This is a genomic window from Paenibacillus taichungensis (assembly GCF_050994985.1).
Taxonomy (GTDB): Bacteria; Bacillota; Bacilli; order Paenibacillales; family Paenibacillaceae; genus Paenibacillus; species Paenibacillus taichungensis.
Genome location: NZ_CP194720.1, coordinates 3,880,604 through 3,892,447, shown reverse-complemented (window position 1 = coordinate 3,892,447; position 11,844 = coordinate 3,880,604). Strand labels below are relative to the sequence as shown.

Genomic DNA, 11,844 nt, shown 5'->3' with positions numbered 1-11,844 from the left:
ACATGACGGACAACCAGATTGGCATACATATTACATACAGTAAGGACAAAAGCGAGAAAAGGACAGGAGATTACACAATTTCCTAAGGGAAAGGAGATCGACATGGAACTGCAATGGATTATTGTTCATCAGGGAGATACCTTGTCGCGTATTGCGGCAGCGAACCATATGACGAAGGAGTTACTGGCTGCTCTCAACCCGGAAGCAGCGTCCCAGCCCTATTTACTGACAGGACAGATGTTGCGCATTACGCCGGGGACGGGGCGCAGGTATGCAGTACAGCCTGGGGAGAAAGTGGCCGTGATTGCATTACGTTTTGGACTGAATGAAGAAGAATTGCGCGAGGCCAATCCAGAAATAGCGAACATTCCGGACTGGTGCGGGCGATGTATTCATATTCCGGATTCAAATGGAAAAACTATCGTCAAGCTGCAGGGAGAGTATGGTTATCGTGAAATGAGCCGTGATATCGGTTTGCTCGAAAAGAAGTATCCATTTATCGAGATTGGCTCGATTGGCAGTAGTGTCATGGGCAAGGCTTTGCCTTATCTACGTTTGGGTCAAGGCCCCAGACATATTCATGTCAACGCATCTGTTCATGCAAATGAGTGGCTGACAACGGCCGTTCTGATGCGGTTCATTGAAGAATATGCGAAGGCCTACAGTACACATATGCCATGGCATCAATTCCAGACGGAACGCTGGATGCAGGAAACTACACTGTGGGCTGTGCCCATGGTCAACCCGGATGGAGTTGAATTGGTGCAAGAGGGCGTGGTCAATGATCATCCCCATGCAGAAGATTTGCTGGAATGGAATGCCGGACGCTCCCATTTTACGCATTGGAAGTCCAATATCAGGGGAGTGGACCTGAACGATCAATTCCCGGCTTATTGGGAGGAAGAGGCGGCTAGAAGAGGGATAACGTCCCCAGGGCCAAGAGATTATGCAGGAACCGCTCCTTTATCGGAACCGGAGGCATGGGCACTTGCACAGTGGACCGAGCAGCATCCTTTTGATGCTGTCGTTTCGCTGCACAGCCAGGGACAAGAAATATATTGGAACTACCGAGATTTGGAGCCAAAGGAGAGTGCCCCGCTGTCTCGCAGACTGGCAAAGGCTTCAGGATACAAGGCAGTTAAGCTGGGTGGAAGTGATGCAGGGTACAAAGACTGGTTCATTCAGAAGTTTCGGAAGCCTGGCTTCACGGTAGAAGTGGGACTCGGGGTCAACCCGCTGCCCTTGGATCAGTTCGATGACATCTGCGTAGAGGTTGGCATGCTGTTGGCTGAATTATTATCAGATCGAGAGCGCTAACAGGGAAGATCGGGAATCCTCGAATCCTGACTTCACATAATCTGGATGGGGGAACATGAAACTTACGGGTTGTCCACTCGTATAACAGGAACGGGCGCTGTTACCGGCGTTCGTTTTTTAATCTGCATGTTGCATCATTCGTTCCGGATCGCTCTGGAACGGGTAATGATGGGTGTGACTATAACATGTGCTGTTTTATTTCAGTGCATTAATCATACGGAGGGGTTCATATGAAGTGGAGAAGACTGCTGTCATTCAAACGATGGACACAAGTATTCAAACGGCTGCCGCGTCTGTTGAGGGCTCCGCAGATCTCTTTGGGTGAGAAGCTGCTGTTCATCATCCCGGCGCTGCTCTACTGGGTGCTTCCTGACGTGATGCCGTTTATGCCTATAGATGATATCGGGGTTACGTTGTTGCTGATGAACTGGTTTGTAAGTCGTGCGGAGCGCAAATATCCGGTGCTTACAGCGGGTGCGTCGTCTTAATCCGACACAAAATGGGTGGTTTTAACATCGATTTTGCATCAATGTTATTGCGAAGCGCAGTAATTTTCTTTACAATAGATGCTGGAGTTTAGAAATACTGAAAAATTGTTGGGACCAGCAATTACGATATAGGAGATGAATGAAATGAACTGCAAAATTACACGTAATGCCGCGAAAGTATTGAAACTTGAACTGGACAAGCCTGAGAACGAAGGTAAATTGCTGCGCGTTGTGATTACACATGCACATGGAGATCATGCCCACTACGGCCTCGATATCGATACGCCAAAAGAAAATGATACGGTTGTATCTACCGATAAAGAGATCGACGTTATTCTTGAGAATGATCAGCCTTTGCTGGATGGCGTTAAAATTGATTACCTCTACTTCCCTGAAGAAGGCTTCGTTATTACGAACCCATCCCAAGGCAACCACGGCGACCACTAAGGGAGCGAAGAAGGGGAACTCATGGCTAACGATATCCGCGTATGCGAAAAATGTAATCATATCAGACTAAAATCGATTGTAGCCAAGTTGGAGAAAATGGCTCCGGATACGGAGATCAAAATTGGTTGCAAATCGTATTGCGGTCCTTGCGCGAAGCGTGCTTTTGTCTTCATCAACGGTAGGTACATCAGTGCTCCGTCAGAAGAAGAAGTGCTTGCAAAAGTAGCGAAATTCGTAAAGTAATTGTATGGGTATGCAGTGGGCAAACTTGTCCACGACAGGGAAGAGAGGCCGCGGCCTCTCTTTTTTTAGTTGTTGATGAGGAATTGTACGAAATTAGAACGTAAAGTCCTGCCTCATTTCAAAAATCTCAAAGGTATCCTCTCGAATCTCTATGGCGATGATAGTATCACTTTTTTTCAGAAAATGAACATGTCCTATACGCTCTTCTTCCACCTCAACCCATCCGGCTTTGGATAACTTCTCAAAATAATCGGATGGTACATGTAATCCCTGTTCTCCCCCGATATGTTTCAATTCATATTTAATGCCTGTTTGAATGTTTGGATTGTCTGAATGTGTCGTTATGCTTAGCTGCTTTGCATTCACGGGGACCGGAATCTCGTTATTAATGGAGGAGCCTGTATATCCCGTTATTTCATACGTCGAAGGTGTACAGCCGCTGATGAGCAGTAATAAAAGTACCAGTATGAACACAATCCCAAAGTTCTTCAAATACACACCTCCTTGTGAAAAAGTACTTATCAAATAAACGCAGTCAGACCGGAAAAGGTTATACACTTCATTAATATTCATCTTTAATCTTACATAGGGAACATTGAGGCTATTCGTTATTGTTTCAACAAAAGAAGAATAAGGAAGGCCGATGTCAACCATCCTAAAGGGGTAACAGGAACATGATCCCAAGGAGGAATACTCATGCCGAAGCGTTATGATTCCAGTTTGCAAGCCGATACGACCGTATCCCAGGCGCAGAATGCAGTGAACAAACTTCATTTTGCCGTTTCACAGGCAATGTCACATCCAACAGAACAGACCATTGAACAGGCAGAACGTCGTTTGGCGCATACCGAGCAGGCTATGCTTCAAGCAGAACGTTCACTTGGAGGTCAGGGCGTTGAGCTGGCAGAAGAGATGTTCATTGAGGAGAAGAGAAGATTGAACTCGATCCAGAGTCAGAATGGGCAAGGGGATCTATAGGCGTTCCTGTCACACCAGAACCCGCAGAGCAGCAGTGCTTTGCGGGGTATTTATGTTTCCTTTGAAAGACCCGCAAAATGGATATCAGCCAAACTGTATGCAAAGTGCCGCTTAAAATTTGGTGAGAAGGTTAATAGACCAAGAGCAGGCAAATTTCACACAGGAGGTACAGAATGACAAAACATATTACAGATTGTACGATTCTGAACAACGGCGTGACGATGCCATGGCTGGGATTTGGGACTTATCGAGCAAAGGGCAAGGAACTACAGCAAGCGGTGGAGACTGCATTGGAAGTCGGATATCGGAGCATTGATACGGCGTCCGTTTATGGAAATGAAGAGGAAGTGGGACAAGCCATTGCGAGCAGCGGTATTGCCCGTAATGAGCTGTTTGTGACAACCAAGCTGTGGAATGAGGACCAAGGGTTTGATTCAACTTTGAGAGCCTTTGAGGCCAGTCAGAAGGCGCTTGGATTGAATGTCATTGATCTATATTTAATCCACTGGCCTGGCAGAGACCAGTATAAAGAGACGTGGAGAGCATTCGAACGTCTATATAGCGAAGGAAGTGTACGTGCTATTGGTGTAAGTAATTTCGAAGTGCACCATCTGCGCGATATTATAGATGAAGGTGGAACGGTACCCGCGGTGAATCAGGTGGAACTGCATCCGGGTCTGATTCAACAGGAGTTACAGGACTTCTGCGGGGAACAGGGCATTCAACTGGAGGCATGGAGCCCCATTATGAGAGGTAAACTGAACAAGGAATCGGCTTTGAAAAGTCTGGCCCAGAAATATGGGAAAACACCAGCACAGGTTATTCTGCGTTGGGATATCCAGAACCAGATTGTGACGATTCCGAAATCGGTTACCCCGGAGCGGATTCGCGAGAATGCGGACATCTTTGATTTTGAATTGACTCCTGATGAGCTGAAACTGATTGATGCGCTGGATTCGGATAAACGGACGGGACCACATCCGGATCAGCTGTTTTGGGATTGAGTGTGTAGCTCAATTCCAAAATGAGTGTTTAATGATCTGCTTGGAGTTGTTCCGGTTACGACTAAAACTTTATAATGAACTTGAGTTGTAGATTGTAAAAAAAGCAGCAGGTTCAGGGGATTACCCTTGATCCTGCTGCTTTTGTGTTATTTGGATTGTTCCGGTTGCGGAACCTCGCAGCCGTCTTCGGTGCATACTCCACTGCCATCCGCGTCAGTGGTGCTGGACTCTACCATGGTGAAAGGGGAGCGCTCATCCCATGCTTTCTGGATAGCGTCAAGGAACACCTCATCCGGTTGAGCGCCAGATACAGCGAACTTGCGATCAAATACGAAGAACGGTACACCCCGGATGCCTAACTGTTCGCCTTCGGCCTGATCGGCACGAACCTGTTCTGCGAATTGATTACTGGACAACACTTCTGTTGCGGCATTGCGATCCAGACCCACTTCTTCAGCCAACTCGATCAGTACATCGGTATTGCCGACATGTTTGCCTTCAATGAAGATTGCTTGAAATAGTCGTTCGCTCAGCTCAAGCATTTTTCCTTGTGTTTCTGCCCAATGCGTCAGACGATGAGCAGAAAAAGAGTTGGTAGGGATCATTTCATCAATGTTGTATTCCAGTCCAGCTGTACGAGCATTGGCATTCATTTGGGCATTCATGCCGCGTGCCTGCTCCACACTCATATTGTATTTGGCAGCCAGATATTCCGCGTTGGTTTTGCCACTGTTCAATTCAGCATTTGGATCCAGCTCAAAACTTTTGAACTGCAATTTCACTTCATCGCGGTGTGGGAATTGTGCCAATACATTCTCCAAACGACGTTTACCAATATAACAGAAAGGACACATAAAGTCGGACCATATTTCAATATTCATTCATTAAAACCTCCATCATCTATAAATGAAACCAATACAGTTACAATTATATAGCGACTTTCCATCATTCGCAAGCTTGTGGTTAATGCCAGCCTCGAAAAAAGAAGTGCTGAAGCATGCAATGGATTGCAGCCACAACACTTGTAGTTTAACTTCTTACTTATCCCGGTATGCTTTGGTCCAATGGTAAGGCTGAATTTCGTCCAACCTCTTGTAAATTAAAGCTCCATCTGGATCGTACACGGCAGCCTTCACGTCTTCTCCCCAGAAAAACAGTCGTTCCTGGCACACACCACAAGGGGTGAGGACCTTGAATTCCGAATGCTCATCGTCACGTGCTACACAGATCGAGTGGGTGACCCGCTCATTTAATTTGTGGGCTTCCAGATAGGCTCCTGTTTCCATACATAAGTGCGTGGCGTCATTAATCACTTCTGGAGCTACGCTGATTAACAGCGAGCCAGCTACAGTATAAACGGCAGCTGCGCCACCCCACCCTTGGGGGTAGCGATGTTTTACAAAGTTTGCAGCTTCATCGAACAGTTTTTGCTCGATATTGAATTGATCTGGATGTGACGTCATGGTAATGCACTAGCTCCATTTCATTGTAGTGTCGGGTTAGCTTTAATAATTGATTTATACCGTTCCCTCAGCGTACCGTCCCATATCTGTTAGGATTCGGAATCAGACGCTTGCTCCTCACGAAAATGCGAGATTAAGTCAAACGTATTAACCGTATCTGACACATGTAGTCGCTTTGTTGCTTCATCATGACCAGCTCGGCAAGCATTAATATCCGTTTTGTTTCCTGTAGACAGATCGTAACAGGAGCCGCTGTCATAGATGTAATCATCCGAAGGAATATAGAACAGGGAGCCATCTGTAAATGCACCACTGCGCAATACCACCATGCGGGAGGAACCGTCGTACACATCGTTGCCCATGTGGTAGTAGGATTGATCTGAAATACCCAGCAGATGCAGTACTGAAGGTGTAACATCCAGTTGTCCGGCAGGCTCGTCAATCGTTCCCGCTGCGGCTCCGTCAGGCAGATGCACCAGCAAAGGCACTTCGTTCATAATCTGCTCCATATCCAGATCAGTTAGTGAACGCCCGAGAAATTTCTCGTATTGTGGCTGTTCCTTTATAGAATTATCGTGATCCCCATAGAACATGAAGATCGTTTTGTCCCATAATCCCCGATTTTTCAGGTCTTCCACCATGTTGCCGAGCGCAGAATCCACGTAATGAACAGATTGCAGATAGTTGCCAAACATCGTTCCTTTGAATTCGCCCACATCCAGCTGCTGTTTATCTTGGGGTAACGCGTATGGATGATGACTGCTGAGAGTAATCAGGAAAGAATAGAATGGCTCTGTAACCTCACTGCTCATTTTTTCAACTGATTGGCGGAAAAAGGACTCATCCGACAGTGACCAGCCAAGCGGGTCATCCTGTTCAAAATCATTTTTACTGTAAAATTTGTCATACTTCATATTCTGATACATCGTATAGCGATTCCAAAATCCACTCTCATAGGCATGAAATACATTCGTACTATAACTATGATCCTTCAAGATAGAAGGCAGGGAATCATAACTGTGGTCTGCGTAACGGACAAACGCGGATCCAACCGACAGTGGATGTAATGAAATATTGGCCCCAAAGTCAGCATCCGATGTCCGCCCCTGACCTGTCTGATGATAAAAATGACTGTAGTACTGGCTTTCCTTCATCAGCTCGTTAAAATGAGGCGTAATTTCCTGTCCGCCAATGCTCTGACCAATCATGAAATTCATGAAGGCTTCACCTTGGACAATAATCACATTGCTGTCTTTGTACTTGCCAAACATCGCATCCTTCAGTGGATCAGCCTGTTGTCTGCTGGCGAAATAAGCTTCAGCCTGCTCCAAATCGGCAGGATCGACCTCCGGTCCAGAGCCGAGCTGGTCTTTGGCATAGTTGTACAGATCATAGCCATGAAAAGCAAGAAGTCCGGTAACATTGTACATGGATACATTCCACCAGTTGTTATCAAACAACCCTTTTGCCCAGGTTTTACTATAAAAATAAATCGGACCAACTGCGAGCCCTAGACCCAACACTAGGGCAATGCTGCCTGCGGTGAGTCGACGACGCATGCTTGATTTGCGGGAATTTGATGAGTAAGAGTTCAACCCGTTCGAATATGCGCTGAAACGTCCACGACGGTTACGTTTGCTGAACAGCAGGATCGCCGCATAGGGGATAATCACCAGCCAATCGACGAAGAACCACAGATCACTGGCGTAAATAAGCGTAGCAATACTTTCTCCCAAAGCGTCGACCTGTCTGGCTTGCATCAGCACAGGGATTGTTAGGAAATCCTGAAAGTAGCGATAATAAACCATATCCGCATAGATCAGTGCAGTGAGCAGCAGATTGAGTATAACGAGTGATATAATCATGCCCCGACGAGGCAGCCACCAGGTCCAGAAGGACAGAAGCAGCAGCGAACCAATGGCAATCACTTTGTCCAGAAGCCCCATTGTAATGTTGTAAGCGTGCAGATTGTGGTGGAGCCACATTAATTTGAGCAGCATGAGTACAAGAAAAATAAGATATAACGTAAGTGGATGATTCAGAAGCCCACGCGGCGTAAGGCTGCGTGTTGGCTTAGTGACAAACATATATGTCTCCCCCCTGATGAATGGATTTGTTAACGGAATGTAAAATAGGACTTTATCCATTATAGCGTGGTGTCATGGCTTTTCAACTATGCCCAAGGGAGAAAAACTTCATGCGGAAACAATATCACCAAGATCAATCATAGGTCACCGGCAATACATACAAAAAAAACGCCCCAGCCGTGGAAGGCAGGAGCGCTGATCATTCTGATATTATTATTGTTGTGGTGTTTTATTGCGTGGAGGCAGTGGCCCCAAATACTGATAATATTGGGTTTCAATACGTCCATTGAACAACTTACGACGTTTGTCTGCCTTGTGGCCAAAGTCTTCCTCGAAAGATTTGGTCGACGTGATGGCAAAAAAGGACCATGTAGGCAAATCGAGGTAACTGCGCCCTAAAGAACGCAGCAGCTTCTGCACTTCTTTCTCTTCACTCAAACGTTCACCATATGGGGGGTTGGTAATAATGACACCATATTCGCCTTGTGGTCTTGCACGATGAGCGGGCAGGACGCTGACTTCAATCTCTTTGGCGAAGCCGGCACTCTTGATTGCTGCCTGTGCAACTTCAATGGCTTCCGGATCGATGTCGCTGCCCGAAATTTGCAATGGAATATCGTCGCGAACCGCGTCAAATGCTTCTTCGCGCGCCTGTTCCCACAATTCTTCAGGAATGACAGCCCAGTCCTCGGAGTTAAACGTACGACGCAGTCCTGGTGCAATGTTCCAGCCGATCATGGCGGCTTCAATCAGCATGGTGCCTGATCCACAACATGGATCATAGAAGGGGCGGGATACATTCCAGCGACTGAGCTGAATAAGTGCCGCAGCAAGCGTTTCTTTGAGTGGTGCTTCGGTTACGAGTTTACGATAACCCCGTTTATGCAGACCTGGTCCCGTCGTATCTAAAGTAAGCAGAGCGCGATCGTTCAGCAGAATGACCTCAATCACATAACGAGACCCATCCTCTGGGAACCACTCAGTGTCATAAGTCAGCTTCAGTTTCTCTACGATTGCTTTCTTCACGATCCCTTGTGATGCAGGCACGCTGCTTAGCTGAGACTTGTGGGAGCGACCTTCTACCGGAAATTCGCCATCGGCTGGAATCCATTCCTCCCAAGGTAATGCTTTGGTACCTTCAAATAATTCATCGAAAGTTGTCGCCGGGAATTCACCCATTTTGATCAACACCCGATCAGAACTTCTCAGCCATAGATTACACCGGCAAATATCAATATAATCTCCAGTGAAGAAAACCCGGCCGTTGTCGATCGTAACATCCTCATACCCCAGCTGCTTCAGTTCCCGGGCGACAACAGCCTCGAGTCCCATCGCCGAGGTCGCAATCAATTGCAATTGAGCCATGTGATTCATTTCAACTCCATTTCAAGCTGGAGAAGGAATATCCTTCTCTCAGCTGTATAGTGACGGTGCGGCCTTGCCGCTTTCCGTGAAAAAACTTACAATGAGAAATGCGGTGAGCTAATGCATTTATCTTTCGAGTCGATGCAGCAGTTCAACCGCCTGTGTTTGACAACAAACATTTATTATAGAACATTGGCATCCATATGGAAAGCAGTCCAAGTGTCCAAGGAGGATTTTAGCGGTGAATCTGACCCCTGATGAATATGTAAATCAATTATTTCAAGAGGATGATCTCTTGTTAAAGGTAAAAGAAGCCATCCGATCGAACGGCATGCCGGAAGTTTCGGTGGCAGCAGCCTATGGCCGTTTGCTCACTTTTCTCGCGAAGACATCGAAAGCGGAGGCTGTACTCGAAATCGGTGTACTGGGCGGATACAGCGGTATCTGTCTTGCTCGTGGTTTAAGTGACGGGGGAACCCTGACTTCGCTGGAACTGAAAGAGGAATACGCAGCGATGGCACGTGGTCATCTGGAGGAAGGAGGTTTTGGGGATAAAGTCGAATATCGAATTGGCCCCGCAGCCGACAGTTTAGAGCAGTTGGCGCAGGAAGGACGTACCTTCGATTTCTTCTTCATTGATGCAGACAAGGAGAATTATCCCGTATACCTCGATTACGCCATTAAGCTCGCGCGGCCTGGGGCGGTCATTGTGGGAGATAACTGTTTCCTGCGCGGCCGTACGCTGAATCCAGACAAGCAGGGTCCGGCTGTCCTCGCGGTTCGGCGCTTCAACGAACAGATGGCCAGTGACCCGCGGCTCGTAACGACGATGCTTCCGGATTATGATGGTCTGGCTCTGGCCTGGGTGAAGTAAGCATATCAGCTTACAGGAGAAAACTTCGGATGGATCGACATTCAAGCGGTTATTTCTGTTTTGGAATCATCCAATGAAATAAATAACTCAGTATATAGATGAAACGAAATCCGTGTTGCACCTAAATCTTAAATGCAGGAGATGGAGGGGCAATTACACAAAATACAAGAGACGATCACAACCCTGAGACAGGGAGTGGATCGTCTCTTGTTTTCTTTAAAGATATAAAGTGATGAGAGCCTTATTAAACTTCCGGCGTTCCGTAAGTCTCGAACCATTTTTTGATCGTGTCAAAATCATCGCTGAACGACAGTCCGAGCATCAACAAAATACGTGCTTGCTGAGGACTGAGGTTGTCACCGGCGATAACGCCTTTCCCTCCGCCATATACACTGCCTGAACCTGTCCGAGTGGTCGTTACGAAAATTACGCCATCCTCCACCGCTTGGGTACGTGCTTGTCCCATCGCTCTGGAGATACCGCCTGCTCCTGTGCCGGACGTTACGATTCCCTTGGCGCCGCCTTTCACAAATCCTTCAATAGCCTCGCCGCCAGCTTCCTGATAGGAAATCGCAATTTCCACCTTGGCGAGATCTGCCTTCGTGATTTTGCTCAGGTCGAATGCCGGTTTCAATGTACCTTCAGGCTTCAAGGCGCGTGCAGGAGCACGGTAAATTCGAATGTTTTCTTCATCAATATAACCTACTGCACCAAGCATCGGGGTTTCGAACGTGTCTGTTCGATAATCATTCGTTTTGGTCACGCCGCGTGCCAATTGAATGGTATCGTTCAACATCAGCACGGTTCCAAATGAAGTGGTGCGCCCGCTGCCTGCGAGCTTGATGGCGTTGTATAGATTGGCTTGTGCATCTGAGCCGATAACTGTCCAAGGGCGCATGGACCCTGTAATGACGACGGGTTTGTCACTTTGTACGGTCATGTCAAGGAAGTAGGCGATTTCCTCCATGGTATCTGTACCAGTGGTAACTACAACGCTGTCATACTGAGCCAGAGCCTTATCTACCGTCTGAGATAAGTCATAGAGATCAGCCATGGTATAAGAACCTGAACCTGAATTTCCAAATTGGAGTGTGCTAACATCTGCAATCTTCTGTTTGTCCGGTAAGGCGTCGACCATTTCTCCAATCGGGAGTGTACCAGCTTTATAGTTCTGGAAGCTGGTTGCATCCTCGGATTGACCAGCAATCGTACCACCCGTTCCAATGACCAGAACGTTAGGTAGTGCGGATTGTTTGGACGAATCTGATAGAGCAGGGATGGCCGTATTGCGAGCCGGCGTGGATGATGCAGTCTGAACCGCACTAGTTGTACCGCTCACTTCTACCGTAGCCGCGTGAGCCGCATAGGTCCCGATGGGGGACAGGGAAATGGTCAGAGCTGTCAAAGCGGCTGTGCTCCATACAGCCCAAGGACGAAGATTTGAAGTTTTTTTCATGAATAGCACTCTCCTTCAGGTTAGTTTCGTGTGATGTTTGTTGATGATGATATGTATATGAATTCAAATTGATTGTATTTCATGTTAAATAATATGACAATTAAAGATAAAGCTAGAGTAAT

13 protein-coding genes are annotated in these 11,844 nt (G+C 47.0%); 7 read left to right on the top strand and 6 right to left on the bottom strand.

What is annotated here, in order from left to right; translation table 11 throughout:
• Nucleotides 1–102 precede the first annotated feature (102 nt).
• The 4 genes from ACR1R9_RS17265 (at nt 103) to ACR1R9_RS17250 (ending at nt 2,495) form a co-directional block, all read left to right on the top strand.
• Nucleotides 103–1,317: a M14 family metallopeptidase gene (locus tag ACR1R9_RS17265; RefSeq protein ID WP_433923116.1), complete on the top strand. Its 1,215-nt coding sequence runs from the start codon at nt 103–105 to the stop codon at nt 1,315–1,317.
• Nucleotides 1,318–1,547: 230 nt separating this feature from the next.
• Nucleotides 1,548–1,805, top strand: coding sequence for a hypothetical protein (locus ACR1R9_RS17260; RefSeq protein ID WP_433923117.1), 258 nt, complete (start codon nt 1,548–1,550; stop codon nt 1,803–1,805).
• A gap of 144 nt (nt 1,806–1,949) precedes the next feature.
• On the top strand, nt 1,950–2,252 hold the full coding sequence (locus ACR1R9_RS17255; RefSeq protein ID WP_063564902.1) for a hypothetical protein: 303 nt from the start codon (nt 1,950–1,952) through the stop codon (nt 2,250–2,252).
• Between the two features lie 21 nt (nt 2,253–2,273).
• The gene (locus ACR1R9_RS17250; protein WP_024629198.1) at nt 2,274–2,495 is read left to right on the top strand and encodes a DUF1450 domain-containing protein; all 222 of its coding nucleotides are present in this window, start codon (nt 2,274–2,276) and stop codon (nt 2,493–2,495) included.
• 93 nt (nt 2,496–2,588) lie between these two features.
• On the opposite strand, the gene ACR1R9_RS17245 is transcribed toward ACR1R9_RS17250, so the two are convergent.
• The gene (locus ACR1R9_RS17245) at nt 2,589–2,987 is read right to left on the bottom strand and encodes a hypothetical protein (protein WP_433923118.1); all 399 of its coding nucleotides are present in this window, start codon (nt 2,985–2,987) and stop codon (nt 2,589–2,591) included.
• A gap of 204 nt (nt 2,988–3,191) precedes the next feature.
• Here ACR1R9_RS17245 and ACR1R9_RS17240 point away from each other — a divergent pair, with 204 nt between their 5' ends.
• Together ACR1R9_RS17240 and ACR1R9_RS17235 are read left to right on the top strand one after the other, a co-directional pair.
• Nucleotides 3,192–3,473, top strand: coding sequence for a hypothetical protein (locus ACR1R9_RS17240; protein ID WP_076292069.1), 282 nt, complete (start codon nt 3,192–3,194; stop codon nt 3,471–3,473).
• Nucleotides 3,474–3,646: 173 nt separating this feature from the next.
• Nucleotides 3,647–4,477, top strand: coding sequence for an aldo/keto reductase (locus tag ACR1R9_RS17235; protein ID WP_433923119.1), 831 nt, complete (start codon nt 3,647–3,649; stop codon nt 4,475–4,477).
• Between the two features lie 146 nt (nt 4,478–4,623).
• Here the strand turns inward: ACR1R9_RS17235 and ACR1R9_RS17230 are convergent, their stop codons facing one another.
• From ACR1R9_RS17230 to ACR1R9_RS17215, 4 genes are all read right to left on the bottom strand, one after another.
• The gene (locus ACR1R9_RS17230; RefSeq protein WP_433923120.1) at nt 4,624–5,358 is read right to left on the bottom strand and encodes a DsbA family oxidoreductase; all 735 of its coding nucleotides are present in this window, start codon (nt 5,356–5,358) and stop codon (nt 4,624–4,626) included.
• A 156-nt stretch (nt 5,359–5,514) separates the two neighbouring features.
• Nucleotides 5,515–5,940, bottom strand: coding sequence for a cytidine deaminase (locus ACR1R9_RS17225; RefSeq protein WP_076292066.1), 426 nt, complete (start codon nt 5,938–5,940; stop codon nt 5,515–5,517).
• 89 nt (nt 5,941–6,029) lie between these two features.
• Entirely contained in the window at nt 6,030–8,027 is a 1,998-nt protein-coding gene (locus ACR1R9_RS17220; protein WP_433923121.1) for an LTA synthase family protein, read from the bottom strand.
• A 213-nt stretch (nt 8,028–8,240) separates the two neighbouring features.
• A complete protein-coding gene (locus ACR1R9_RS17215; protein WP_076292064.1) occupies nt 8,241–9,392 on the bottom strand; it encodes a THUMP domain-containing class I SAM-dependent RNA methyltransferase in 1,152 nt (383 codons plus the stop codon).
• Nucleotides 9,393–9,633: 241 nt separating this feature from the next.
• Between ACR1R9_RS17215 and ACR1R9_RS17210 the strand changes: the two genes are divergently transcribed.
• The gene (locus ACR1R9_RS17210; RefSeq protein WP_099853576.1) at nt 9,634–10,266 is read left to right on the top strand and encodes an O-methyltransferase; all 633 of its coding nucleotides are present in this window, start codon (nt 9,634–9,636) and stop codon (nt 10,264–10,266) included.
• Nucleotides 10,267–10,510: 244 nt separating this feature from the next.
• Here ACR1R9_RS17210 and ACR1R9_RS17205 read toward each other — a convergent pair whose 3' ends face one another.
• Complete coding sequence (locus ACR1R9_RS17205) at nt 10,511–11,722, bottom strand: asparaginase (RefSeq protein ID WP_175381622.1); 1,212 nt, start codon at nt 11,720–11,722, stop codon at nt 10,511–10,513.
• Between the last annotated feature and the right edge of the window lie 122 nt (nt 11,723–11,844).